Source organism: Marinibacterium sp. SX1 (assembly GCF_050389775.1).
Classification (GTDB): Bacteria; Pseudomonadota; Alphaproteobacteria; order Rhodobacterales; family Rhodobacteraceae; genus Marinibacterium.
In genome coordinates this window covers 2,120,243-2,144,630 of the sequence record NZ_CP177144.1, presented here as the reverse complement: position 1 = coordinate 2,144,630, position 24,388 = coordinate 2,120,243, and the positions used below count along the sequence as shown (strand labels likewise).

20 protein-coding genes and 1 tRNA gene are annotated in these 24,388 nt (G+C 67.8%); 9 read left to right on the top strand and 12 right to left on the bottom strand.

What is annotated here, in order from left to right; genetic code table 11:
- Positions 1 to 3: 3 nt before the first annotated feature.
- From ACK3BB_RS09490 to ACK3BB_RS09455, 8 genes are all read right to left on the bottom strand, one after another.
- A complete protein-coding gene (locus tag ACK3BB_RS09490; protein WP_428928473.1) occupies positions 4 to 420 on the bottom strand; it encodes a hypothetical protein in 417 nt (138 codons plus the stop codon).
- 33 nt (positions 421 to 453) lie between these two features.
- Complete coding sequence (locus ACK3BB_RS09485; RefSeq protein ID WP_428928472.1) at positions 454 to 852, bottom strand: hypothetical protein; 399 nt, start codon at positions 850 to 852, stop codon at positions 454 to 456.
- Between the two features lie 43 nt (positions 853 to 895).
- Positions 896 to 1,309 carry a hypothetical protein gene (locus ACK3BB_RS09480; protein WP_428928471.1) on the bottom strand — a complete coding sequence of 138 codons (414 nt, stop codon included), beginning with the start codon at positions 1,307 to 1,309 and terminating at the stop codon, positions 896 to 898.
- Between the two features lie 75 nt (positions 1,310 to 1,384).
- Entirely contained in the window at positions 1,385 to 1,924 is a 540-nt protein-coding gene (locus ACK3BB_RS09475; protein WP_428928470.1) for a DUF4166 domain-containing protein, read from the bottom strand.
- Positions 1,925 to 1,963: 39 nt separating this feature from the next.
- Positions 1,964 to 3,949 carry an RNA polymerase sigma factor RpoD gene (gene rpoD, locus ACK3BB_RS09470; RefSeq protein WP_428928469.1) on the bottom strand — a complete coding sequence of 662 codons (1,986 nt, stop codon included), beginning with the start codon at positions 3,947 to 3,949 and terminating at the stop codon, positions 1,964 to 1,966.
- Between the two features lie 114 nt (positions 3,950 to 4,063).
- Positions 4,064 to 6,010, bottom strand: coding sequence for a DNA primase (gene dnaG, locus ACK3BB_RS09465; protein ID WP_428928468.1), 1,947 nt, complete (start codon positions 6,008 to 6,010; stop codon positions 4,064 to 4,066).
- 37 nt (positions 6,011 to 6,047) lie between these two features.
- Positions 6,048 to 6,410 (bottom strand): hypothetical protein, encoded by a 363-nt coding sequence (locus ACK3BB_RS09460; protein WP_428928467.1) that lies wholly within the window; start codon positions 6,408 to 6,410, stop codon positions 6,048 to 6,050.
- A gap of 541 nt (positions 6,411 to 6,951) precedes the next feature.
- Positions 6,952 to 8,382: a Glu/Leu/Phe/Val family dehydrogenase gene (locus tag ACK3BB_RS09455; protein WP_428928466.1), complete on the bottom strand. Its 1,431-nt coding sequence runs from the start codon at positions 8,380 to 8,382 to the stop codon at positions 6,952 to 6,954.
- A gap of 716 nt (positions 8,383 to 9,098) precedes the next feature.
- On the opposite strand from ACK3BB_RS09455, the gene ACK3BB_RS09450 reads away from it, so the two are divergent.
- Genes ACK3BB_RS09450 through ACK3BB_RS09440 form a run of 3 tightly spaced genes read left to right on the top strand, consistent with a single transcriptional unit; the run spans position 9,099 to position 11,951 of the window.
- Positions 9,099 to 10,862, top strand: a complete 1,764-nt coding sequence (locus ACK3BB_RS09450; RefSeq protein WP_428928465.1) for a pilus assembly protein TadG-related protein — start codon at positions 9,099 to 9,101, stop codon at positions 10,860 to 10,862.
- Positions 10,859 to 11,395 carry a TadE/TadG family type IV pilus assembly protein gene (locus ACK3BB_RS09445; protein WP_428928464.1) on the top strand — a complete coding sequence of 179 codons (537 nt, stop codon included), beginning with the start codon at positions 10,859 to 10,861 and terminating at the stop codon, positions 11,393 to 11,395. Before ACK3BB_RS09450 ends, ACK3BB_RS09445 begins: the two co-directional genes overlap by 4 nt.
- A 25-nt stretch (positions 11,396 to 11,420) precedes the next feature.
- Positions 11,421 to 11,951, top strand: coding sequence for a TadE/TadG family type IV pilus assembly protein (locus ACK3BB_RS09440; RefSeq protein WP_428928463.1), 531 nt, complete (start codon positions 11,421 to 11,423; stop codon positions 11,949 to 11,951).
- Between the two features lie 366 nt (positions 11,952 to 12,317).
- Here the strand turns inward: ACK3BB_RS09440 and ACK3BB_RS09435 are convergent, their stop codons facing one another.
- Positions 12,318 to 12,905, bottom strand: coding sequence for a TetR/AcrR family transcriptional regulator (locus ACK3BB_RS09435; protein WP_428928462.1), 588 nt, complete (start codon positions 12,903 to 12,905; stop codon positions 12,318 to 12,320).
- A gap of 385 nt (positions 12,906 to 13,290) precedes the next feature.
- Here ACK3BB_RS09435 and ACK3BB_RS09430 point away from each other — a divergent pair, with 385 nt between their 5' ends.
- The 6 genes from ACK3BB_RS09430 to ACK3BB_RS09405 all read left to right on the top strand — a co-directional run bounded on the left by ACK3BB_RS09430 (position 13,291) and on the right by ACK3BB_RS09405 (position 19,948).
- Complete coding sequence (locus ACK3BB_RS09430) at positions 13,291 to 13,668, top strand: hypothetical protein (RefSeq protein WP_428928461.1); 378 nt, start codon at positions 13,291 to 13,293, stop codon at positions 13,666 to 13,668.
- A 78-nt stretch (positions 13,669 to 13,746) separates the two neighbouring features.
- Entirely contained in the window at positions 13,747 to 15,033 is a 1,287-nt protein-coding gene (locus tag ACK3BB_RS09425; protein WP_428928460.1) for a homoserine dehydrogenase, read from the top strand.
- Between the two features lie 60 nt (positions 15,034 to 15,093).
- Positions 15,094 to 16,062 (top strand): class II fructose-bisphosphatase, encoded by a 969-nt coding sequence (glpX, locus tag ACK3BB_RS09420; RefSeq protein WP_428928459.1) that lies wholly within the window; start codon positions 15,094 to 15,096, stop codon positions 16,060 to 16,062.
- 106 nt (positions 16,063 to 16,168) lie between these two features.
- Positions 16,169 to 17,917 (top strand): single-stranded-DNA-specific exonuclease RecJ, encoded by a 1,749-nt coding sequence (recJ, locus tag ACK3BB_RS09415; protein ID WP_428928458.1) that lies wholly within the window; start codon positions 16,169 to 16,171, stop codon positions 17,915 to 17,917.
- A gap of 148 nt (positions 17,918 to 18,065) precedes the next feature.
- A tRNA-Glu gene (locus ACK3BB_RS09410) sits at positions 18,066 to 18,140 on the top strand.
- 203 nt (positions 18,141 to 18,343) lie between these two features.
- Positions 18,344 to 19,948, top strand: coding sequence for a GMC family oxidoreductase (locus ACK3BB_RS09405; protein ID WP_428928457.1), 1,605 nt, complete (start codon positions 18,344 to 18,346; stop codon positions 19,946 to 19,948).
- Between the two features lie 4 nt (positions 19,949 to 19,952).
- On the opposite strand, the gene ACK3BB_RS09400 is transcribed toward ACK3BB_RS09405, so the two are convergent.
- The 3 genes from ACK3BB_RS09400 to ACK3BB_RS09390 all read right to left on the bottom strand — a co-directional run bounded on the left by ACK3BB_RS09400 (position 19,953) and on the right by ACK3BB_RS09390 (position 23,936).
- Positions 19,953 to 20,951, bottom strand: coding sequence for a diguanylate cyclase domain-containing protein (locus ACK3BB_RS09400; protein WP_428928710.1), 999 nt, complete (start codon positions 20,949 to 20,951; stop codon positions 19,953 to 19,955).
- 494 nt (positions 20,952 to 21,445) lie between these two features.
- Positions 21,446 to 22,120 (bottom strand): heme NO-binding domain-containing protein, encoded by a 675-nt coding sequence (locus ACK3BB_RS09395; RefSeq protein WP_428928456.1) that lies wholly within the window; start codon positions 22,118 to 22,120, stop codon positions 21,446 to 21,448.
- A gap of 73 nt (positions 22,121 to 22,193) precedes the next feature.
- Entirely contained in the window at positions 22,194 to 23,936 is a 1,743-nt protein-coding gene (locus ACK3BB_RS09390; protein WP_428928455.1) for a hypothetical protein, read from the bottom strand.
- Positions 23,937 to 24,388 lie beyond the last annotated feature (452 nt).

Genomic DNA, 24,388 nt, shown 5'->3' with positions numbered 1-24,388 from the left:
GGCTCAGCCGTTGCCCTGCGGGTTGTCGATGGCGTTGCAGCCCCGGTTGGCGACGGTCATGGTCTGCCAGTTGCCCGGCGCCAGCTCGGCGCTTTCGGCCGCGGGGGTCACCCCGGCGGCCGCCGGGTCGATGGCAAACTTGACGCCCTGGCCGCTGGCCACGTGATCGGTTTCGGCCGGACCGCTGACCACGTAGATCGCGGTGTGCCAGTCGGTGTGGTGGTGGCGCAGGTATTTCACCGCCCCGCACCAGAATCCCCGGTCCTGGCCCAGGTTCGACACGACCTCGATGACATTGGCATCGACCTGGTAGATGTCCGACCCGCCGGGGCCGCGCATGACCTCCTGCTGGGCCAGGATCGGGGTGGCGGCACAGGTCGCACAGGCGGCCGCGAGGCAGAGAGCAGATTTCAGGGACATGGGACGAGATCCGTCATTGAAGGAAGAAAAGGGTCAGCGGTCGCTCGGGTTGTCGAGGCGCACGCAATTGCGGTTGGCGATGGACACGGTCTGCCAGGTGCCGGGCGACAGCGACCGGCCTTCGCCCGTGGGAGTGACGCCCGCGGCCTGGGGGGCCACGGTAAAGCGGGTGCCCTGGCGGCGGCCGTCTTCCAGCGCGCTGGCCTCGGGCGCGCGGACGACGACGATGGGGGTCTTCCAGCCGACCTTGGCCTGGCGGGCGTATTTCGCCGCCCCGCACCACATGGTCTTGTCGCTGGGCGGGCCCACGACCTCGAAGACCGCGCCGTCGATCGGGTAGATCGTCGTGCCGCCGGGGCCATAGACCTTTTGCGCGGCGGCCGGTCCGGCCAGGACCAGGCCCAGCACAACAAGGGAAGCAAGGCGGTTCATCGGGCTCTCCGGTGTTGATCCTCCCAGGCGCGCGGGCGCCCGGTCAGCGGAAGGGAATGCGCAGCTGCGTGCAGGAGCTGTTGGCGTCCTGCACCGTCTTGGTATCGCCCAGCACCAGCGCGTTGGGGCTGTAGCTTTGCACCGGTTCGATCCCCAGGGCCGAGGGGTTCAGCGTGAATTGTACGGACGACCGGCGCCCGGTGGCCTGGCTGGTCCCCAGGCTGCGGGCGATGGAAATCGGCGCGCGCCAATCGGCGCCCAGCACCCGGCGGGCATAGGTCGCCGCGCCGCACCACCACATGTTGAAGCCCCGGCCAGAATTGCCGACCACTTCAAAGACGTTCTGGTCGATGGGATAGACCCTGGCATCGCCGGGCGTGGCCAGGAAATTCTGCGCCTGGGCGGATCCCGCAAGAGCCAGGGCAAGGGCGGTGATCATCAGGCGGTGCTTGGGCATCGACTCACTCATTCTTGACGCAACGACAACAGGTTACCCGGCTTTCCGCCGCAACCCAATCCGTTCACGCCGAATTTACCCGCCCGGCGTGGCCTCATCCGCGGGCCGCAGCCAGCCGACATAGCGGATCATCGGGCCCAACAGCGGCAGCTCGGCGCTGATGTCGAAATGCAGGCAACCATCGCGCCCGGTTTCCAGGCTGTCGCTGCGCGGCAGGACAAATCGCGGCAGGCGCAGACCAAGGAACGCGCCGCCTAGCACGTCGATCCGCAGCGCGCCGCCCTCTTCCTCGCGCAGGCACAGGAACAGGCAGATGGGGCCGAAGCGTTCCAGCAGCACGCTGCCCCGCCGCACCAGGGTCGAGCGCAGATGATGGCCGTCGAAATCTCGTTCCCAGGTCGCGACCTCGGGGCCGCCGCGCACGGTCATGCGCATCGGCCGGTCGCGCATCGCCGGGGGAAAGCCAAAGAGATCGGCCAGCCGCCCGGCCAGGCCGGACCCCCGGGCCACGCTGACCTGGCCTTCGAAATCGCCGTCCTGGGCCTCGTGAAAGGCGCGGATAGCGGCATCGACCTCAAGCCCGTCGCAGTGGATGATCTTGCCGAAGGGATCCATGACGCCCCATGAAAAAAGCGCCCCGCGGGGCGCTTTTCCTTACTGGTCCAGGAACGACCGCAGCTTGCGGCTTCGGCTGGGGTGCTTGAGCTTGCGCAGCGCCTTCGCCTCGATCTGGCGGATCCGTTCGCGGGTCACGCTGAACTGCTGGCCGACCTCTTCCAGCGTGTGGTCGGTGTTCATGCCGATGCCGAACCGCATCCGCAGAACCCGTTCCTCGCGCGGGGTGAGCGAGGCCAGAACGCGGGTCGTGGTTTCCTTGAGGTTTTCCTGAATGGCGCTGTCGAGCGGCAGCACGGCATTCTTGTCCTCGATGAAATCGCCCAGCTGGCTGTCTTCCTCGTCGCCGATGGGCGTTTCGAGGCTGATCGGTTCCTTGGCGATCTTCATCACCTTGCGAACCTTCTCCAGCGGCATCTGCAGCTTTTCGGCCAGCTCTTCCGGGGTTGGCTCGCGGCCGATCTCGTGCAGCATCTGGCGACCCGTGCGGACCAGCTTGTTGATCGTCTCGATCATGTGGACCGGGATACGGATCGTCCGGGCCTGGTCGGCGATGGACCGGGTGATGGCCTGACGGATCCACCAGGTCGCATAGGTCGAGAACTTGTAGCCGCGGCGGTATTCGAACTTGTCCACGGCCTTCATCAGGCCGATGTTGCCCTCCTGGATCAGGTCCAGGAACTGCAACCCGCGGTTGGTGTATTTCTTGGCGATCGAGATCACCAGGCGCAGGTTGGCCTCGACCATTTCCTTCTTGGCCTGGCGAGCCTCTTTCTCGCCCTTCTGCACCTGCTGCACGATGCGCCGGAATTCACCGATATCGACACCGACATACTGGCCGACCTGGGCCATGTCGGCGCGCAGGTCCTCGACCTTGTCGGTCGAGCGTTCGATGAACATCTGCCAGCCCCGGCCCGGCTTGGCCGCCATGTCGGACAGCCAGTTCGGATCCAGCTCGCGGCCGCGATAGGCGTCGACGAATTCCTTGCGGTTGATCCGCGCCTGGTCGGCGAGTTTCACCATGGCGGAATCGATCGACATGACGCGCCGGTTGATGCCGTAGAGCTGGTCGATCAGCGCCTCGATGCGGTTGTTGTGCAGGTGAAGCTCGTTCACCAATTTCACGATTTCCGAGCGCAGCGCCTGGTACATCGCCTCGTCGGCCTCGGTGAACGAGCCATCCTCGTTCAGCGTGGCCGAGATCCGGCTGTCCTGCATTTCCGACAGCTGGGCGTAATCGTCGGCGATCCGCTCCAGCGTCATCAGGACCTTGTCCTTCAGCGCGGCTTCCATCGCGGCCAGCGACATGTTGGCCTGGTCGTCGTCGTCGTCATCGTCTTCGCGGGCGATCGGGTTGCCGTCGGCATCCAGCTCGGGCCCGTTGCTTTCGGCCTTCTTCTCGGTCTGCACCGATGCCGTGTCGACCAGCGGCTCGTCGACCTCGCCCTCTTCGCCAAGCTGGTTGTCGAAGGTGGTTTCCAGGTCGATGACATCGCGCAGCAGGATGTCCTCGGACAGCAGTTCCTCGCGCCAGATCGTGATGGCCTGGAAGGTCAGCGGGCTTTCGCAGAGCCCGGCGATCATCGTGTTCCGGCCGGCCTCGATCCGCTTGGCGATGGCAATCTCGCCCTCGCGCGACAGCAGCTCGACCGAGCCCATCTCGCGCAGGTACATGCGCACCGGGTCGTCGGTGCGGTCCAGCTTTTCGGTCTGCTGGTTGGCGAGGGTGACTTCGCGGGCGTCGTTGGTCGTGGCGACCTCGGTCGAGCCCTTGTTCTCCTCGTCCTCGGCTTCCTCGTCCTCGATGATGTTGATGCCCATTTCGGACAGCATCGACATCACGTCCTCGATCTGCTCGGAACTCACCTGGTCCGGCGGCAGGACCTGGTTGAGCTGATCATAGGTGATATAGCCCTTCTCGCGAGCCTCGCCGATCATCTTCTTGACGGCGGCCTGGCTCATGTCGAGCGAGATTTCCTGTTCCTGGTCTTCCGACTTCTGGTCTTCGGTGTCCTTGGCGGCCATTCGGTGCTCCTGAGGGGGATAGGGGCGATTCGCTACCGGCGAATCATTAGCGCGTCAATTTGATTCGGCCACCCGCTTACCCGTATTTATTTACCTGTTTGTCACCATACGGTGTCATGTTCCCGGCTTGCTGAAGGATATCTGCGCCAATAGCGCGTCGAGCGCAGAGCGTTCATCGCGGTTGATGGGCGCCCCGTTCTCACCGACATCATATTCGGCCGTGTCCTCCTGCTGGCTTCGCGTCGCGAGGTGGTGCAGCTGCGCGGCCTCTCCCAACCGCCATGTCACCGCCTCGTCGGCAAAGCCCTCGATCTCCTCGATCGCCTCGGCGATCTCGGCATTCAGCCCCCGCGCAGCCGATAGTTTTGCGATCTCGCCGGCCACCGTCATGCGGGCCAGATCCGTGTCGCCAGGTTTGCGCAGGCAGGGGCTGATGGCCACATGGCGAAGCCGCATGAGATTTTCAAGGGCTTCCTGTCCGACGGCGGCGGCCAGATCGCCGGTTTCCGGGTCATGACGCAACAGCAGGTCGCGCAGCCGGGCATGTTCGGCATCGCGGCAGGGCATCGACAGCAGCCCGTCGTCGAAATCCGCTATGAGCTGCGGGGTGACGATCAGCGTGGCCAGGATGACCGCTTCGCGCATGTGGTCCTGGGCCGCCTCGTCGGCGGTGGCCAGATAGGACACCCGCGTGCTCTGCACCGGGCCCGAAGGCCGCCCGCCCGGCCGCCAGCCGGTGCCGTCGCGCTTGCCCCGGCCGCGGTCCTGCTGGCGCTGCTCGGAAAACAGCTTCCACGTCAGGCCGCGCAATTCGCGGTCGTAATGCTGGCGCAGCGACTGGTCCTGGATCTGGCCGGTCACCTTCTTCAGCTCGTGTTCCAGCGCGGCCTTGCGTTCGGGGCTGTCGAAGATCCGGCCTTCGATCGCCCGTTGCCAGATCAGCCCGACCATCGGCCGCGCGCCGTCCAGCACCTTTTGCACCGCTTCGGCGCCCTGGCTGCGCAGCAGGTCGTCCGGGTCTTTGCCGTCGGGCATGATCGCAAAGCGCAGCGACCGGCCCGGGGCCAGCAGCGGCAGGGCCAGGTCGATCACCCGCATCGCCGCCTTGATCCCGGCCTTGTCGCCGTCCAGCGACATCACCGGCTCGGGCGCGATGCGCCACAGCATCTGCAGCTGGTGTTCCGTCACGGCCGTGCCCAGCGGCGCGACCGATGCCTCGAACCCGGCCTCGGCCAGGGCGATGACATCCATGTAGCCCTCGGCCACGATCAGCGGCTGGCCGCGCCCCGCGGCGGCCCGGGCGGGGCCCAGGTTGAACAGGTTGCGGCCCTTGTCGAACAGCAGTGTTTCCGGCGAATTCAGGTACTTGGCATTGTCGTCGGGATCCATCGCCCGGCCGCCGAAGGCAATCGCCCGGCCGCGGGCATCGCGGATCGGAAACATCACCCGGTTGCGGAAGATGTCGTAGGGGTTGCGCCCCTTGGATGACGGCCGGGCCAGCCCGGCATCCATGATCAGGTCTTCGGCCACGCCCTTGCCGCGCAGGTTGTCCCACAGGCCCTGCCAGCCATCCGGGGCAAATCCGATCTCCCAGCGGTCCAGCACCGCTTCGGACAGCCCGCGCCGGGCGAGATAGGCCCGCGCAGCGCCACCCCCGGCGGTCTTCAGCTGCAGGCGGTAGAATTGCACCGCCTGCTCCATGACCTGGGCCAGCAGGGTCTGGCGGTCGAGCTTTTTCTGGGCCTGGGGGTCGCGGGCGGGCATCTGCATGCCGGCCTCGCGCGCCAGGATTTCCACGGCTTCCATGAACGAGACGTTCTCGCTTTCCTTCACGAAGCCCAGGACGTCGCCCTTGGCCTGGCAGCCGAAGCAATAATAAAAGCCCTTGCGATCATCGACGTGAAAGCTGGCCGTCTTCTCATGGTGGAACGGACAGGGCGCCCACCAGTCGCCCTTGCCCTGGTTCGACTTGCGCATGTCCCAGGTCACCTTGCGGCCGACCACCTGGCTCAGGCTCAGCCGGCCACGCAATTCGTCCAGGAAATTCGGCGGCAGGCTCATCGGGCAGGCTCCGCAAGGCGATATGGGATCGGGATGATCAGTTCAGGCTGTCCTTGAAGGCGTCCCAGTTGGCGGTACAGACTTCGGACCAGACGGCGCCGAGGTCGTTGTTGCGAACGTCGCGCATCTTCTGTTCGTAGACCCAGGGGGTCATCTGGACAATGGCGTTGTCGTATTTGTCGGGCCAGGCCGGATCGGTTGCGAGAATCGTGTCGCGCACGTCGCGTTCCTTGACGCGGTCCAGCCGCGCCTGCTGGATCGCAGCCACGACATTGGCCGTCTGGCCGCAATATTCTTCCTTCGTGACCTCCTGGGCCAGCGCCGGCGCGCCGGCGGCAAGCAGCGCGGCCAGGGCCAGCGCGGGGACAAGCGAAGGGGCGACCGGGGTAAAGCGGATCATCTGTGCCTCCAGAATCGGGATCGGACCAAGGTTACCTTCCCCGGGCCCGGGCTTCCATCACCCTTCTGCCCTCCCCTGCCCCGCCCCGGCATCTTCATGCCGGGGGCTTGGCGGTTCATGTTGTGTCATCTTGTATCATCGCGGGCGCCTTTCGGTTGATGCGGCGTCGTTCCCGGCACCCTTCGTGTCACGCCGGGCGTCTGTCGGTTCACGCAGAACCCTCTCTGGCGCCTCTTCGGTTCAAAACGTGACCCCCCCAGGACGCCTGCCGGGGTACTCGGTGCCAACCCGGACCCCGATCGGATCATACCATGCCATCCCGGACGCCTGCCTCGGCGTGCGGCGCCATCCAAAACGCCTGTAACCCCACACTATGTCATCCACGGCGCCTGCCCGGTCATGCGACATCATCCCGGACAGGTTTCCGTTCGCACCAGGTCATCGCCTGCGCCGCCACCCCGTAAACGGCGGCACAGCGCGTGGATCGTGCCACACCGCGCAGACCCTGGACCACCCGGAGCAAACCGTGCCGCACAGGCCGTCAAAGGCCCTTGGCCCGGTAGCTGGCCGCCACCTTGTCGATCGAGACGAGATAAGCCGCCGTGCGCAGGTCTTCGACATCGTCGCGCGAATGCCAGACCTCGCGCATCGACTGGTAGGCAATGCGCATCGTGTCATCCAGCCCCGAGCGCACCAGTTCCAGCTCGCCGGCCCCGCGCAGGTATTTCTCCTTGAACCGAGGATCCAGCGTCCAGGAATTGCCCAGGGCGGCCGACAGCCGTTCCAACTCACCCACGACCAGCTCGTGCCGCGCCTCTTCCTGGCGGCGCTGCATCCGGCCAAAGCGGATATGGCTGAGGTTCTTGACCCATTCGAAATAGGACACCGTCACCCCGCCGGCATTGGCATACATGTCGGGAATGATCACCGTGCCCTTCGCGCGCAGCACGTCATCGGCCCCGGCCGTCACCGGCCCGTTGGCCGCCTCGATGATCAGCGGTGCCTTGATCCGCTCGGCATTGCCCAGGTTGATCACCCCTTCCAGCGCCGCCGGGATCAGGATGTCGCAATCTTCCTCCATCACGGCCCCGCCCTCGGCACTGTGCACCGCGTCGGGGAAGCCGGCCACGCCGCCATGGCTCAGCAGCCAGGCCCGCACCGCCTCGACATCCAGCCCGGCGGGGTTGAACAGCGCCCCGTCGCGCTCGATGATCCCGGTGATCACCGCGCCATCCTCTTCCTGCAGGAACCGCGCCGCGTGATACCCCACGTTGCCCAGCCCCTGGACGATGATGCGCTTGCCCTCCAGCGTGCCCGACAGCCCCGCCTTGGCCTTGTCTGCCTCGTGGCGGAAGAATTCGCGCAGGGCGTATTGCACGCCCCGGCCCGTCGCCTCGACCCGCCCGGCGATACCCCCGGCATTGAGCGGCTTGCCGGTCACGCAGGCCTTGGCATTGATGTCTGTCGTGTTCATCCGCGCGTATTGATCGGCGATCCAGGCCATTTCGCGCTCGCCCGTGCCCATGTCGGGCGCCGGCACGTTCTGGGCCGGGTCGATCAGGTCGCGCTTGGCCAGCTCATAGGCAAAGCGCCGGGTGATCAGTTCGAGCTCGTGCTCCTCGTATTGCAGCGGATCGATGCGCAGCCCGCCCTTCGAGCCGCCGAACGGCGCCTCGACCAGGGCGCATTTGTAGGTCATCAGCGCGGCCAGCGCCTCGACCTCGTCCTGGTTGACCCCCATCGCGTAGCGAATGCCGCCCTTGACCGGCTCCATGTGCTCGGAATGCACCGAGCGATAACCCGTGAAAGTCTGGATGCCGCCGCGCAGCCGCACGCCGAAGCGCACCGTGTAGGTCGCATTGCAGACGCGGATCTTTTCCTCGAGCCCCGGTGGCAGATCCATCAGGGCCACCGCCCGGTTGAACATCAGGTCCACGCTTTCGCGGAAACTCGGTTCGGTCCTCGTGGTCATGTCGCGCCCTCCTTGCACATGACGGGATCTCACGCCCCTTTTCTGCCCCATAGCCTATGACGCATCGGTTAATCCGTGGAGAAAATTCGTCATCGCCCTGAATTCGAGGAAAAATCCGCGATTCTCGGCCCTCTTTGCGGCCCCCGCGCGGCATCGTGCGCGGCTGGGCAACAACCCTCGGCAGCACCCCGCTTCGTTGCCCATACGCCGGACAATCCGCCGGATTTCGGTGCCAATTGCGCCTTATCCCAAACACAAGCCCTGCCAATACTGGCCCGACGCCGGCCGCCAGGGCGCCCGGACCGCCCGCATCACCGCCCCGTCCGGGCCGCAATTGCCACGCCCCGACCGCCGGGCCGGCCGCCCGCCAACCGGGCGCGCGCCAGCACCGGCGACGGGCCCCGGAAACACCCGCCCGAACCGGTGGCCGCCCCCGCCCCGGCCGGCCCATGGAATCGAGAACGAAATGACCGCCAGCCCCCGCATTGTTTCCGCGAAGGGAATAACTAGCGGAATTTCAAAAGGAAAATTGGATTCTCGCCGCGTGATGGCCACAATCTCGCCACATCGCTCGTGGATCTGGAAATGGGACGTATTGGGGGTGTCCCTCAGGAATTGCCCTATGGGGGGGTGAGAGGTTGCCAATGACGAACACACACTCGACTCGCGGGTCGCGCGAGATGTCGCCTGCCCGGCGCCGCCGGATCACCCGTGCCATGACCCGGGATGTCAAACGCCGCCTGCGCCGGATGGGCCTGGGCCGCTTTGCCCGCGACGAGTCCGGCGTGATGGTGATCTTTGCCATCTACATCTTCCTGATGATGCTGATCATCGGCGGCATCGGCATCGACGTCATGCGCTTCGAACGCGACCGGACCATGGTGCAATACACCCTCGACCGCGCCGTGCTGGCCGCCGCCGACCTCGACCAGCAGCTCGATCCGGCCGCCGTTGTCCGCGACTATTTCGAAAAGGCCAATATCGGCGAATACCTTTCCGAGGTGACCGTCGACGAGGGCCTGGGCTATCGTGTCGTCTCGGGCTCGGCCCAGACCACATTTGCCACCCAGTTCATGCACATGGCCGGGGTCGACACCCTGACGGCCAATGCCGCATCGACCGCCGAGGAACGCATCGACGGGGTCGAGATCTCGCTTGTGCTCGACGTTTCGGGCTCGATGAACAGCAACAACCGCCTGACCAACCTGAAGACGGCCGCCAAGGATTTCGTCGACGAGATGTTCGACAATTCCGAAGAGGGCAAGGTGTCGATCTCGGTCGTGCCCTATGCCACCCAGGTTTCGGTGCCGGAAAACGTCTGGGGCGAGCTGACCACGACAAACGAAGCCGATTACGCCACCGTCGTCGCCCGCGAGGCGGCCAGCGGCAACATCCCGGGCTTCCCGCGTTGCATCAACTTTGAATCGAGTGATTTCCAATACACCTCGATGAGCCTGACGCATGAATACGAACGCACGATGTTCTTCGACCCCTGGTACGATTACGACGGCCGGGGCCGCGACCCGATGCGCTATGTCACCCTGCCCGTCTGCGACCCGACGCCCAGCCGCGAGCTGGTCATCCTCGAAGACGACCGCGACACGCTGAGGGATTTCATCGACGACATGTGGGGCGGCGGGAACACCTCGATCGACATCGGCATGAAATGGGGCGTCGCCCTGATCGACCCGTCGCTGCAGCCCGTCGTGACCGAACTGATCGGCGATGGCGACATCTCGGGCAGTTTCGCCGGCCGGCCGCTGAACTACGACGACAGCTCGGCGCTGAAGGTCATCGTGCTGATGACCGACGGCGAGAACACCGCCCAGTATTACCTCAACGACGGTTTCCGCGCCGGCCCGTCGAACATCTGGTGGAACGAAAGCCAGGAGGTCTATTCGGTCTACACCGGGCTCGATACCGACGACGAGGACAACGACGGCAACACCAACGAGCCGCTGTTCTACTGGCCGCACAACAATTCCTGGCAGGACCACGCCTATGGCGAAGGCACCTACGAGGAAACCAACTACGAATATGAATGCACGTCCTACAAGCGCAACGGATCGTGCCGCAAGTACAAGCAGGTCGCGACCACCGTTGTCGTCGACGAACCGGGCGTGGCCGAGGAAGTCAGCTATGCCGACCTCTGGGCCTTCACCACGATGGAAGAGGTTGTCGAGGCGCTTTACGAGCCCTGGATGAACGACGACCAGGCCTGGAACGACTGGTATTACGACGCCCGCAGCTACGTGAACGCCTCGACCAAGAACAGCCGGGTGTCGCGGATCTGCGACGCGGTGAAGGAAGAGAACGTCATCGTCTTCACCATCGGCTTCGAAGCCCCGCCCAACGGCGAGGCCGTGCTGCAGGATTGCGCCAGCTCGCCGGCCCATTACTTCGATGTCGAAGGCCTGGAAATCTCCGATGCCTTCTCGGCCATCGCCTCGTCCATCCGCCAGCTCCGGTTGACCCAATGACCTGCCGCCCGCTTCGCTTCCTCCGCCGTTTCGGCCGCTCGGAAAGCGGTTCCAGCACGATCGAATTCGTCATCACGGTTCCGGCCATGCTGATGATGCTCTGCTCGGCCGTCGACCTGGGCTTTGTCACCCTGCGCCAGGGCATGCTGGAACGGGCCATGGACCAGGTCGTGCGGGACATCCGCCTGGGCACCGGCTCGGCCCCCCAGCATGACGAGATCAAGGACCTGATCTGCACCCGGGCGGGCTTCATCGCCGATTGCGGCACCTCGCTGCGGCTGGAGATGATCCAGATCGACCCGCATGACTGGCAGCCCCCCGACAGCGCGGCCGATTGCACCGACAAATCCGAAGACGTCGCCCCGGTGCGCAACTTCGTCAACGGGCTGGACAACCAGCTGATGATCATGCGCGCCTGCGTCAAGGTCGATCCGGTCTTCGCCAATTTCGGCCTGGGCGCCAATCTGGCCAAGGACGGCGCGGGGCAGTATTCGCTGATCTCGTCGACGGCCTTCGTGCAGGAGCCGAGGTAGCGCCATGCACAGCAACAGGTTCAGAATGACCCTTGCCCGCTTTGCCGACGACACCCGGGGATCGGTGTCGGTCGAATTCCTGATCATGATGCCCCTGCTCTTCTGGGCGTACATGGCGGCCTATGTCTTCTTTGACGGCTATCGGACCAGCACGACCAATCTCAAGGCGGCCTATACCGTGTCGGACATGCTCAGCCGCGAGACACAGGTCGTCGACGACGAATACATCGACACGATGGTCGAGCTGGTCAAGTTCCTGACCCAGCCCGACAACGAGGTCGATATGCGGATCACGCTTGTCTACTGGAGCGAGGACGACAACCGCTATTACGTCGACTGGAGCGAGGACCGCGGTTTCGGGACGATCATCACCAACGGCTCGATCGCCGAATTCGAGGACAAGCTGCCGGTGCTCTATGACGGCGACCGGGTGATCCTGATGGAAACCCGGGGCTATTACGATCCCGATTTCAACATCGGCTGGAAGACCCAGGAGCTGTACAACGCCGTGGTCACCCGCCCGCGCTTCGCGCCCCAGATCGTCTATTCGGGCTGACCCCCGCGCCTCGGGGCGGTTCCTTGCGACATGTCTTTCCCGACCCCCGGTTGCCCCAGGCGCCGGGGGTTTCGCTTTGGTGGCTGGCGGTTTGGCCGGTCCATCGTCCCTGCACCTTGCCAACGCCCGCATCGTCGCGCCCAACAGCGCCAGTCGCCGTCCGCACGCCCCGCAGCAACTTGCTTGCAGCCGCGCGCCCCGCACACCCTGTCTACGGCCTCGCGCCTGGCACTCCCTGCGTAAAGCCTCGTGCCCCGCAGCACCCTGTCCACAGCCTTGCGCCCCGCGGCCCCTCTACAGCCCCGTGCCTTGCGGCGCCGTGGCCTCGCGCCCCAGCCTCTGCGGGTGCCCCCACCTCCGCCCGTATCAGGCCGCGACCAGCTTGCGGACCATGGCGCAATAGGTCTCGGCCAGGTCGTCACGCGACAGACGCCCGGTCTCGCGATACCAGGTCGTCACCCCGGTCAGCATGGCAATGACCGCCAGCGTCGCCACCTTGGGATCGGGCACGCCCAGCACGCCTGCGGCCACGCCATCGCGCAGGATGGCTTCCAGCCGGTCCTCGTAGCGCCGGCGCAGGGTCTCGATCTCGGCGAAATTCTCGGGCGTCAGGTTGCGCAATTCCATGTAGGCGATGAACACCGCGTCGGGCCGTTCCAGGTGATAGCGGATGTGGAACCGGGTGAACCGGTCCAGCCGGGTCAGCGGGTCGGCCGGCCCGTCCTCGGCATCCAGCGCCGCCATCAGCTCGTCCATATGCGCGCGCATCAGCCCGGCCAGCAGGCTCTGCTTGTCGGCGGTGTAATTGTAGAGCGCCCCGGCCTGCACGCCGACCTCGCCGGCGATCTGGCGCATCGACACGGCGGCATAGCCGTGCTTGGCAAAGAGCCGCTGGGCCGCAGCGCGGATGCGCGGGCCGGTGATGTCGGAATGCGAGCCGATGGTACGTGCCATGGCGGCAAGATTATTCGAACGAGCGTTCAGAAAAAAGCCCCAACCGCCGGCGGAGGATCGCCCGCGCGGGCGATGCAGGGGCGCTGGTGCCGGGGTTGGACGATCTACTGTGCGGGCGGTCAGGGTTCCTCAGCGCCAGGGTTGGGTGATCGCCTGTTCGAACGGTCCGGGTTCCCCAAAGCCGGGGTCGGACGATCGCCTGTGCCGACAGTGAGGGAACGCCAATGCCAGGGTTGGACGAACCCTCGTGCGGGCGGCAGGCGATGGCCCGGACGGGCGGCAGGCATTCGCCCGTGACGAGTGGAGGACGGCCGGCGCCGGCCTGTCCATGTTGCGGACAGGCACCGGATGGGGCATCAAGGCCACAGCTCCGAAGGACCCGCCGATGCCCCGCCCGCCCCTTGCCCCGATCTCCGCCGCCCCGCTGCACGGCCGCACATCCGGCCCGCCCCTGCGGCGCACGGCCCGCGCGGCGATGCTGGCCGGGATGGGCGCGATGGCCCTTGCGCTGGCCGGCTGCATCGAGGTGCCGGCGCTGGACCGGGCCGGCGATCCCGACGTGACCGGCGGCGATTATCCCGCGCTGATCCCCCTGGGCCCGGTGGTTGCGGCCAGCGTCGATCCGGTCGCGACGGGCACCGAACTGCAGGGCGACCTGGCCGGCCGCGTGGCCCGGCTTCAGGGCCGGGCCGACAGCCTGCGCCGCGACGAAGTGCTCGACCCCGAGGCGCGTCAGCGCCTGCTGCGCCAGCTGAACCGCTAGCGGCGCGGCGGCGCGTTGCGCCCCCCGCGCGAACCCGCTACACGACATGCCGACCACAGCCCGAAGAAGGAGCCCCGCATGACCACACCGTTGCGCCTTGGAATTGCCGGTCTGGGCACCGTCGGGGTGGGCGTCGTCCGTATCCTGCGCCGCCAGGCCGCGCTGCTGTCGGCCCGCACCGGCCGCGACTTGCAGCTGGTCGCCGTGTCGGCCCGCGACGCCAACCGCGACCGGGGCGTGCCGCTGGGCGGTTATGCCTGGGAAAGCGATCCCGTGGCCCTGGCCAGACGCGACGACATCGATGTCTTTGTCGAGCTGATGGGTGGCCATGACGGCCCCGCCAAGGAGGCCACCGAAGCCGCCCTGGCCAGCGGCAAGGATGTCGTGACGGCCAACAAGGCCCTGCTGGCCCACCATGGCCAGGACCTGGCCGAAATGGCCGAGGCCGCCGGGCGCACGATCCGGTTCGAAGCCGCCGTGGCCGGGGGCATCCCGGTGATCAAGGCCCTGACCGAAGGGCTGGCCGGCAACGAGATCAATCGCGTCATGGGCGTGATGAACGGCACCTGCAATTACATCCTGACCCAGATGGAAGCCACCGAACAGCCCTACGAGGTGCTCTTCGAGGAATGCGCCAAGCTGGGCTATCTCGAAGCCGATCCCGATCTCGACGTCGGTGGCATCGACGCCGGTCACAAGCTGGCCCTGCTGTCGGCCATCGCCTTCGGCACCCGGGTGGATTTCGACAATGTCACGCTGGAAGGCATCCAGCGGATCACCCTCGAAGACATCCAGCAGGCCCGCGACATGGGCTTCCGCATCAAGCTGCTGGGCGTGGCCCAACGCACGGCGCGCGGGCTGGAACAGCGGATGCAGCCCTGCCTGGTCCCGGCCTCGTCCCCGCTGGGCCAGCTGGAAGGCGGCACCAACATGGTGGTGATCGAGGGCGATGCCGTCGAACAGATCGTGCTGCGTGGCCCCGGCGCGGGCGAAGGCCCGACGGCCAGCGCCGTGATGGGCGACATCTGCGACCTGGCCCGCGGGTTCCGCGTGCCGACCTTCGGCCAGCCGGCCGCCACGCTGGACCCGGCCCCGGCGGCCACCGCCGCCCGGCCCGCGCCCTATTACCTGCGCATGCGCCTGCATGACAAACCCGGCGCCCTGGCCAAGATCGCCGCGGCGCTCGGCTCCGCCGGGATCTCGATCAACCGGATGCGCCAGTACGGCCATGCCGAACCCACCGCCCCGGTGCTGATCGTCACCCACAAGACCACCAGCGACGCGCTCGATGACGCGATCACCGCGATGCAGGACACCGACGTCATGGTCGGCCACCCGGTTGCGCTGCGCATCGAAAACGTCTGAACGTTTTTCACAAAAAGCCGTTAAGATTTCCGTCACATCAACTTCGAAGGATTGTCCCCAATGAGCTCTACAGTCGAATTCCACGACCGCATGTTGTCCCTGGGCCTGGCCCGGGTGGCCGAACAGGCCGCGCTGGCCTCGGCCAAATGGGTGGGGCGCGGCGACGAGAAGGCGGCCGACCAGGCCGCGGTGAACGCCATGCGGGAACAGCTGAACAAGCTGGACATCCAGGGCGTGGTCGTCATCGGCGAGGGCGAGCGCGACGAGGCGCCGATGCTGTACATCGGTGAAGAAGTCGGCACCGGCACCGGCCCGGGCGTGGATATCGCGCTGGACCCGCTGGAAGGCACCACGCTGACGGCCAAGGACATGCCCAACGCGCTGACGGTCATCGCCATGGGCCCGCGCGGCTCGATGCTGCATGCGCCGGATGTCTACATGGAAAAGCTGGCCATCGGCCCGGGCTATTCCGAGGGACTGGTGACGCTGGACATGCCGGCGGCGACCCGGGTTTCGGCCCTGGCCTCGGAAAAGGGCTGCTCGCCGGCCGACATCACGGTCTGCATCCTGGAGCGCCCGCGTCACCAGGAGATGATCGAAGAGGTCCGCTCGACCGGCGCATCGATCCGGCTGATCACCGATGGCGACGTGGCCGGGGTGATGCATTGCGCCGAGCCGGAGAAGACCGGCATCGACATGTACATGGGATCGGGCGGTGCGCCCGAGGGCGTGCTGGCGGCCTCGGCGCTGAAATGCATGGGCGGCCAGATCCAGGGCCGGCTGCTGTTCCGCAACGATGACGAGCGCGGCCGGGCGGCAAAGGCCGGGATCACCGACCTGGACAAGGTCTATACCCGCGACGAGATGGTCAGCGAGGACGTGATCTTTGCGGCCACCGGCGTGACCGGGGGCACCCTGCTGCCGGGCATCAAGCGCGAGGTCGGCTGGCTGACCACCGAGACGATCCTGATGCGATCCAAGACCGGGTCGGTCCGGCGCGTCCAGTACCGCTCGCCGATCGAGGAATGAGCCCTGCCCTGCCGGCGGCGCCGGCGGCCCGCGCCGGCAGGGGTATTTTGACCAAGAAGAAGACAGGGGGCGGCGCCCTGCCCCACCCCCTGTCGCGGATGTGCAGATGAGCTTTCTCGGGGTAGAGGCCTCGTTGACCGGACGGCGCTGGACCGGGCCGTCGATCGAGACCGAGCGGGCGGCCGAGGCGCTGGCCCAGGACACCGGGCTGCCCCGGCCGATCTGCCAGGTGCTGGCCCGGCGCGGCGTGCCGGCGGCCGAGGCCCAGGCCTTTCTGGCGCCGCAGCTGCGCGAGCTGCTGCCCGACCCGCGCAGCCTGCGCGACATGGAACGGGCGGCCAGCCGGGTGATCGCGGCGGTGGACCGCAACCAGCGGATCGCGATCTTTGCCGATTACGACGTCGACGGCGGATCCTCTGCCGCGCTGCTGGTCAGCTGGCTGCGCGCGCTGGGGCGCGAGCCGACGGTCTATGTGCCCGACCGGATCGACGAGGGCTACGGGCCCAACGTGCCGGCCATGCAGGCGCTGGCCAAGGCTCATGACCTGATCATCTGCGTCGATTGCGGCACCCTGTCCCACGAGCCGATCGCGGCGACCGGGGGCACGGATGTTGTCGTGCTCGACCACCACCTCGGCGGCGAGACCCTGCCCGAGGCCCATGCCGTGGTGAACCCCAACCGCCAGGACGAGGACGGCGCGCTGGGGCACCTGTGTGCCGCGGCCGTGGTCTTTCTGATGCTGGTCGAGGCCGGGCGCCAGCTGCGCGAGGACGGGCGCAAGGGCCCGGACCTGCTGGCCCTTCTGGATCTCGTGGCCCTGGCAACCGTGGCCGACGTGGCGCCGCTGATCGGGGTCAACCGGGCGCTGGTGCGCCAGGGCCTGCGGGTCATGGCCCGGCGCGAGCGGCCCGGCCTGGTGGCCTTGGCCGATGTCGCCCGGATGGACAGCGCGCCAAGCGCCTATGCCCTGGGGTTCCTGCTGGGCCCGCGGATCAATGCCGGCGGGCGGATCGGCAAGGCCGACCTGGGCGCGCGCCTGCTGTCGACGCTGGATCCGCACGAGGCCCAGGCCCTGGCCGAACGGCTGGACGTGCTGAACACCGAACGCCGGGCCATCGAGGAAGCCGTGCGCGCCGCCGCCCTGGACCAGGCCGAGGCCCGTGGGCTGGAGGCACCGCTGGTCTGGGCCGCCGCCGATGGCTGGCACCCGGGCGTCGTCGGTATCGTGGCCTCGCGACTGAAGGAAGTGACCAACCGGCCGGCCGTGGTCATCGGTTTCGAGAATGACGAGGGCAAGGGCTCGGGCCGGTCGGTGAGCGGCGTGGACCTGGGTGCCTCGATCCAGCGGCTGGCCGGCGAGGGCCTGCTGATCAAGGGCGGCGGCCACCGCATGGCCGCCGGGCTGACGGTGGCGCGCGACCGGCTCGAGCCGGCGATGGGCCGGCTGAGCGAGCTGCTGGCCCGCCAGGGGGCGGGCACGATGGGGCCTGCCGACCTGCGGCTGGACGGCATGCTGATGCCCGGAGCGGCGACCGTCGAACTGGTCGAGGCGCTGGAAACCGCCGGGCCTTTCGGGGCGGGCGCCTCGGCCCCGCGCTTTGCCCTGCCCGACCTGATGGTGCGCCATGCACGCGAGGTCGGCAGCGGCCATCTCAAGCTGTCCCTGACCGATGGCATGGGCGGCAATATCGACGCCATCGCCTTTGGCGCCTTTGACGGGCCGATGGGCGCGGCGCTGACCCGGGGCGACCGGTCGCGGGTGCACGTGGCCGGCCGGCTCGACATCAACACATGGGGCGGCCGGCAGAGCGTGCAGCTGCGCCTGGAGGATGCCGCGCCCGCCGGCAAAGGGTGACGCCGGGTCGTTGTCAGAATCTTCACCCGGGGGCGATTTTTTCGCTTGCGCCCCCCCGGCGTATTCCCTAGATAGCCCCTCACCGGCGGCGACGCCGGGACGGCACCGCCCCGCTGCACAGCCAGCCGGCACCGCCAACAGAAAGAGTGGCCCGTTCGTCTATCGGTTAGGACGCCAGGTTTTCAACCTGGAAAGAGGGGTTCGATTCCCCTACGGGCTGCCACTTCTCCCCTTGATTTCAAGACCTTAGCGCGCCACGCCACAGCGCCGCCCATGCGCAGTGTTTGCCATGCGATGCGCCATGTCCTGCCCCGAATTCCCCGTCGTGTTGCCCAGAGGGCCTTCCCCCCTGCCGGGAAACGGCTAGTCTCACCGCGTTGACCAAGGGTCAGCGCAACGGGCGGGCACAAGGCGGGACGGGCATCCATGGCGGAGCAGACGGAATTCGACTTCATCGTCGTCGGAGGCGGCGCGGCCGGATGTGTCCTGGCCGCCCGGCTGGCCGAACGGGGCGATGTCACCGTTGCCCTTATCGAACGCGGGCCGATGGACCGGCGCCCTGCGATCCACGTGGCCGGGGCCTTCCCCCGGCTCTACGACCTGCCCGAAACCGACATGGTCTTCAGCGAGCCCGACCCGTCGCTGGGCGGCCGCCCCGTCCGCGTGTTGCAGGGCCGGGTCATCGGCGGCGGCTCGTCGATCGGAGCCATGGTCTACATGCGCGGCCAGCGCCAGGATTTCGACGACTGGGCCGAGCGCCACGGCTGCGCCGGCTGGGCCTATGACGACATGCTGCCCGTCTTTCGCCGCCACGAGGCCAACACCCGCCTGGACGACGCCTATCACGGGACCGACGGGCCGGTGGTCGTCTCGGATCCCGCCGCGCCCCACCCGGTCTCGGCCCGGGCCATCGACGCGGCCATTGCCGCCGGCGTGCCCGCCACCCAGGATTTCAACGGCGCGCGCCAGGAGGGCGCCGGCTGGTACCAGGTCTATGCCCACAGGGGGCGGCGCCAATCGGCCGCCGGGTGTTTCCTGCGCCCGGTGCTCAAGCGCGAGACCCTGACGGTCGTGACCGGCGCCACCGTCCAGCGCCTGCGCATCGACGGCCGGCGGGCCACGGCCGTGGAACTGCGCGACAAGGCCGGGGGCGAACGCATCCTGCGCGCCCGGCGCGAGATCGTGCTGACCGCCGGGGCCATCCAGAGCCCGAAGATCCTGATGCTGTCGGGCATCGGCCCGGCCGGGGATCTGAACCGGCTGGGCATCGATGTTGCCTGCGACGCGCCCGGGGTCGGCGCCAATTACCACGACCACCACGGTGCGGCCGTGACCTGGTATCTCGACGGGATCCAGGGGCTGGACGGCCAGGATCGCGGGCGCAACGCCCTGCGCAACCTGCGCGACTATGTGCTGCACCGCCGGGGCCTTCTGGCCTCGACCCACGTGGATGCCGGGGCCTGCGTCGACACCACGGGCAGCGGCCGGCCGGACGTGCAATACAACTTTGCCGCCTTTGCGCCCGCCGGGCCGGACATGCCCCGGCTGGACGGCAATGCCATGGTCATGAACACCACGATCATGCAGACCCGCTCGCGCGGGCGGCTGGGCCTGCGGTCGGGCAACCCGGCCGATGGCGTGACGATCCTGGCCAATGCGCTGGACGATCCCCGCGACCTGGCCACCCTGCGGCGCGGAGTGCGCATGGCCTGCCGGTTCTATGACCAATCCCCCCTGCGCGAGGTACTCGGCGCGCCGATCTGGCCGCCGGCCGGGCTGGACATGTCCGACGCGTCGGAGACCTTCGAGGCCGAGATCCGGGCGCGCGCGGAATCCAAGGGGCACCCGACCGGCACCTGCCGCATGGGCCCCGATGCCGAGGCGGTGACCGACCTGGACCTGAGGGTCAGGGGGATCGACGGGCTGCGCGTGGCCGATGCCTCGGTCATGCCGGCGATCGTGTCGGGCAATACCCAGGCCGCCACGCTGGCCATCGCCGACCGCGCCGCCGACGCCCTGCTGCGCGGCTGAGCGCCTATCCTGGAACCGGCGCGCGCCCTTCGCTGTCATAGGTGAAATGCCGCCCGCGCCCGGCCCGCTTGGCCGCGTATAGCGCGTCATCGGCCCGGGCCAGCAGGGTCGCGGCCTCGGTCTCGGTGATGCCGTCATGCACGGCGCTGCCGACGCTGGCCGACACCTGGCACAGCCGCCCTTCGAAGGGGATCGGCGCGGCGATGCCGGCGATCAGCCGATCGGCCAGCGCATCCAGCCGCTGCGGATCCTGCAACCGGTCGAGCACCAGCACGAATTCATCGCCCCCGATCCGCGCGACGATGTCGCTTTCGCGGGTCTCGGACACCATGTGGCGGGCGACGTGCTGCAACACGTGGTCGCCCGCCGCATGGCCCAGCGTGTCGTTGACATCCTTGAAGAAATCCAGGTCCAGCTGCATCACCGCAAAGGGCCGGCTGGCCGTCAGCAACCGGCGCATGACGTGGTCCAGCGCGCGGCGGTTCTTGAGCCCGGTCAGCGTGTCGGTAAAGGCCTGTTCCTCGGCCGCGATCATCGCCCCCTGCAACCGGGCATTCAGCGAGCGCGACGCTTCCATCGCGGCCGACTTGGCCTCGACCAGGTAGAGCATTTCGATGGTCAGGTCGGTGGCCGAGAAATCGGTGCCGGTCAGGGCGTAATCGCGCACGGCATCGAGGACGGAAAAGCCGAAGGACAGGTTGATTACCACGCCCTGCCCCTGGCCCAGCGGCACGACAACGCCCTTGAAGCCGGTGCGCGGCAGATCGCGGAACTGAAGGCGCAGCTTGCCCCCGGGCGCGTCATGGAGATCGTCGATCGTGGCGACCGAGCGCGGGCGGATCATCTCGAAGAGATCGAGGAACCGCGCGCCGACCATGGCCGTCCGGGGCCGCAGCTTTTGCAGGGTCGGCCCGACCTGGCGGATCGCGCCGGTGGCATCCAGGACCAGGTGCATGGGGCACAGCGTCGTCAGCACCCGCGACAGGTCAGCGGCGCCGGTCATATCGCCCGTGCCGGCCAAATCTTCGGTGTCACCCGTATCACCCGTGTCCCCTGTGTCGATCACGTCACCCTGTTCACCCGTGTCGCGCGCGTCACTCGCATCACCCGTGTCTCGCGTATCTTCCACGTCGGCCATGTCGCTCACGTCTGACTTTTCGTCCGGGCTGGCCACATCAACGGAGCTCGCCACATCAGCGGAGTCGGTCATATCACCGCCTTCGGCCAGATCGTCTGCATCGGCCATGTCGTCCAAATCACCGCTCTCGGCCTCATCGCCCATGCCAGCAACATCACCCTTGCTGACCATACCGCCCTTGTCAGCCTCAGCCTCATCGCCCTTGCTGACCATACCGTCCAAGCCAGCCACATCGCCCTCGCTGGACATACCACCCCTGGCAGCCACATCACCCTTACCAACGACATCACCCGTCTCGCCGGTCTCTCGCCCACCATCTGCCGTCTTGCCCTTGCCCGGCCCGGGCGGCGTCCCATCGCTCATCCGGCCCGCGCCCCCAGGTCGAAATCGCGCCCGGCGGCAAAGTCGGCCTCGACCAGCGTGATCGTGATGACCTCGACGCCCGGCGCCATGTCGGCCGCCCCCTCGCCCGGTGGCACGTCATCCGCCCGCCGCGCCGGGCTTTCGGACCCTGCCCCCGGCTCGGCGCCGCCATGTTCCAGGCTGTGTTCCAGAAAGACCAGCGCCCCGTAATCATCGGCCATGGCCCGCAGGATGCCCATCATCACCCGCCCATAACCACGCAGACCCGCCCCGCAGGTCAGGGCGAACTGGTGCCCCGACCTGTCGCGCAGATCCAGCGGCGGCAGATGCAAGTCCGACACCGCCAGCCGCGTGCGCTCGGGCAATTCGTCCAGCGAATGCAGGAAGTCCTGGAACGTCTCGCCCCCAAAGCGCAGCAGCCGGCGCAGCGCTTCGACCTTGGGATCGGACACCAGGTAGGTGCCCAGGTCTTCCAGGATCTCGCCCTCTGGCCGGCCCAACTCGATACACAGCGCGCGCAGCACGGCATCGGTCATGCCGTCGTCATAGATCAGCATGGCCTCGAAATCGGAAAAGCCCAGCCCGGCCTCTTCGGTCACGCCCAGCCATCGGTCGCGCCCATAGGTGTTGCACACGAAGGACTGGATCGCCGTGTTGATCAAACCGTGCATCTGCATTTCACCCTTCGTCAGGATCAGTGTCGCAAGACGACAGTTAAGACGGCCTCAACGCCTTCAATTTTCCCTATTTCGAGAGCGGCAGCCCCGGGGCAAGGCGCAATCCGTCGATTTCCAGCACCCGGGTTTCGACCGGAGCCAGGACGTAGTCACCGGCGAGGATGCGCGCTGTGGCGTCCGACGGCAAGCCCGCCGAGCCGTCCAGCAGGTCGGCCGTGCCGCTGGGCCAGCGGATATGATAGGCAAAGCTGCGCCCGTCCGGCGCGCTGTAGATCAGCAGGCCCTGGTCGGCCGCCGGCAGATCGGCGGTGAACCGGCCGGTCACAAAGACACAGGGCGGCGGCGCGCCGTCCTCGGGCCGGCAGTTCCAGTGAAAGTTGTGCAACCAGCGCCGGGCCAGCCCCGCCAGGGCCTCTTGATCAAGCACCCCGTCGGGGCGCTGGGGCACCCAACCGGCCAGGTCCCGGGCCATCTCGGCGGGTTCGACCAGGGCCAGCGGCTCGGTCACCTCCAGGCCATCGTCCAGCTCGGCCAGCCGGCGCGTCAGCTCTCGCTGTTCGGGATGATCCGCCATCTCCGCCATGCGCACCAGCGCATCCCGGCCGGCCCGGCCCCAGCTTTGGCTCATCTCGCGCAGGGGCAGGTCGTCGACCCTGCTGCGGCCATCGGCAAAACGGGCCAGCTGGTTGCGCGCCGACAGGGCATCGGCATTGAGCAGCGGGCTCAGCCAGGCCGCGCAGACCGCCATGACCAGCAGCGCCAGCCCCACGTTGCCCCGGCGCAGCGCGTCCCGCCAGTCCCCTCCCCGCAGCGCCGCGGCGCCATAGACCAGCCCGTAGGCCAGCATCACCCCGGCCACGGCCCCGGCCAGCACCCGGTCGGGCGTCAGCCCGTATTGGGCGATGCGCAGGCCCACCGCCCAGGCCGCCAGCCCGGCGATCAGCGGCACCGACAGCGCCAGCAGGCGCGGCGCCATGGCCGCCTGCATGGCCTCGTCATCGCTCCGGCCCACTGCCGCGGTGATCAGCGTGACCGACCCCAGCGCCACGCCCATCAGCGTGCCGGCCGGCGACAGCCCGCCCACCAGGCCCGACAGCCCCTGCAGCGGCACGGCCACCAGAAAGACCGCCACGACAACGAGGATGGGCCAGATCATCAGTCGCAACAGGCGCAGGATCAGCAGCGGCGACACCACCTCGCGCAGTTCATGGATCGCGGCAATCCCCAGGCCCAGGGCCGCCCCGCTGACCGCCGCGGCCACGGCGCCATTGTCCAGCAGGTCCCCGATCACGGTGATGCCCACGATGTCGAGCAGGGCATGCGACAGCAGCAGCAGGCCCCAGACAATAGCCATGAACAGCACCCCGGCGGCAAAGCGGATGGTGATCGCCCAGGCCGTCTCGAAGAGCGCGGCATAGGACCACGACAGGGCCCGGCGCTGCAGGGCGACCGACAGGAAGGGCGTGGCCACGAAGATCAGCAGCAGGAAGATCGACAAGGTGCCCGGCGCGTCCAGCACATCCGTCGGCACCGGGTGGCGCTGGCCGGCCAGGCGCAGCAGGCCGGCGGCCGGCAGGGCGAGGATCAGCGCGCCGGCCATGGCCCGCCCGGGGCGCAGCGGCCCGGCCAGGGCCAGGGCCACGCCCGACCAGCAGCCCAGCAGGGCAAAGAGCAGCAGGAACAGCCCCGGGGCCTGGTCGCGCATGCCATCGGCCTGCATCAGCGCGTAGAGCCCGATCGCCGCCAGCCCGCCCAGCCCGGCCAGGATCACCCGCAGGCGCATGTGCCCGTCTTCCCAAAGACCGCTCATCGCCGCGCCTCCCACATGGACAGCCCCTTCCTACACCCCGACCCGCCGGCGCGACAGCCCCCGCCACCTGCCCGGCCGAAAGCGGCCATCCATGCGCCCTACGGCAACCGATCATGTGCCAGCGCGCACGGCCAAAACCGCCCATCGGCCCGCCACCGAGCGCACAACCCCGGCGCTCCCCCACGGCATCCGCAACCATCCGCCTTCCCGCGCGCTCAGGTCCAGGCATCCATGGCCCAACACGCCTGGGCGAAAGCGCCAATCAGCCCGCCACCGAGCGCACAACGCCGGTCGCTCCTCGCGCCATCCGAAACCATCTCTCTTACCGCGCGCCCGGGTCCCGGCATCAATAGCCCAACACGCCCGGCGGAAACCGCCTATCGGCCGGCCAATGCCCACCCCGTGCCGGCCGCCCGCGTCCCCCGTCGACAGGTGCACCTCGCGCCCGGGGC

What these genes read in the sequence shown, in the direction of transcription:
- ACK3BB_RS09490 (WP_428928473.1), bottom strand. Translation starts at nt 420, where the DNA reads ATGTCCCTGAAATCTGCTCTCTGCCTCGCGGCCGCCTGTGCGACCTGT.
- ACK3BB_RS09485 (WP_428928472.1), bottom strand. Translation starts at nt 852, where the DNA reads ATGAACCGCCTTGCTTCCCTTGTTGTGCTGGGCCTGGTCCTGGCCGGA.
- ACK3BB_RS09480 (WP_428928471.1), bottom strand. Translation starts at nt 1,309, where the DNA reads ATGCCCAAGCACCGCCTGATGATCACCGCCCTTGCCCTGGCTCTTGCG.
- ACK3BB_RS09475 (WP_428928470.1), bottom strand. Translation starts at nt 1,924, where the DNA reads ATGGATCCCTTCGGCAAGATCATCCACTGCGACGGGCTTGAGGTCGAT.
- rpoD (WP_428928469.1), bottom strand. Translation starts at nt 3,949, where the DNA reads ATGGCCGCCAAGGACACCGAAGACCAGAAGTCGGAAGACCAGGAACAG.
- dnaG (WP_428928468.1), bottom strand. Translation starts at nt 6,010, where the DNA reads ATGAGCCTGCCGCCGAATTTCCTGGACGAATTGCGTGGCCGGCTGAGC.
- ACK3BB_RS09460 (WP_428928467.1), bottom strand. Translation starts at nt 6,410, where the DNA reads ATGATCCGCTTTACCCCGGTCGCCCCTTCGCTTGTCCCCGCGCTGGCC.
- ACK3BB_RS09455 (WP_428928466.1), bottom strand. Translation starts at nt 8,382, where the DNA reads ATGACCACGAGGACCGAACCGAGTTTCCGCGAAAGCGTGGACCTGATG.
- ACK3BB_RS09450 (WP_428928465.1), top strand. Translation starts at nt 9,099, where the DNA reads ATGACCCGGGATGTCAAACGCCGCCTGCGCCGGATGGGCCTGGGCCGC.
- ACK3BB_RS09445 (WP_428928464.1), top strand. Translation starts at nt 10,859, where the DNA reads ATGACCTGCCGCCCGCTTCGCTTCCTCCGCCGTTTCGGCCGCTCGGAA.
- ACK3BB_RS09440 (WP_428928463.1), top strand. Translation starts at nt 11,421, where the DNA reads ATGACCCTTGCCCGCTTTGCCGACGACACCCGGGGATCGGTGTCGGTC.
- ACK3BB_RS09435 (WP_428928462.1), bottom strand. Translation starts at nt 12,905, where the DNA reads ATGGCACGTACCATCGGCTCGCATTCCGACATCACCGGCCCGCGCATC.
- ACK3BB_RS09430 (WP_428928461.1), top strand. Translation starts at nt 13,291, where the DNA reads ATGCCCCGCCCGCCCCTTGCCCCGATCTCCGCCGCCCCGCTGCACGGC.
- ACK3BB_RS09425 (WP_428928460.1), top strand. Translation starts at nt 13,747, where the DNA reads ATGACCACACCGTTGCGCCTTGGAATTGCCGGTCTGGGCACCGTCGGG.
- glpX (WP_428928459.1), top strand. Translation starts at nt 15,094, where the DNA reads ATGAGCTCTACAGTCGAATTCCACGACCGCATGTTGTCCCTGGGCCTG.
- recJ (WP_428928458.1), top strand. Translation starts at nt 16,169, where the DNA reads ATGAGCTTTCTCGGGGTAGAGGCCTCGTTGACCGGACGGCGCTGGACC.
- ACK3BB_RS09405 (WP_428928457.1), top strand. Translation starts at nt 18,344, where the DNA reads ATGGCGGAGCAGACGGAATTCGACTTCATCGTCGTCGGAGGCGGCGCG.
- ACK3BB_RS09400 (WP_428928710.1), bottom strand. Translation starts at nt 20,951, where the DNA reads ATGACCGGCGCCGCTGACCTGTCGCGGGTGCTGACGACGCTGTGCCCC.
- ACK3BB_RS09395 (WP_428928456.1), bottom strand. Translation starts at nt 22,120, where the DNA reads ATGCACGGTTTGATCAACACGGCGATCCAGTCCTTCGTGTGCAACACC.
- ACK3BB_RS09390 (WP_428928455.1), bottom strand. Translation starts at nt 23,936, where the DNA reads ATGAGCGGTCTTTGGGAAGACGGGCACATGCGCCTGCGGGTGATCCTG.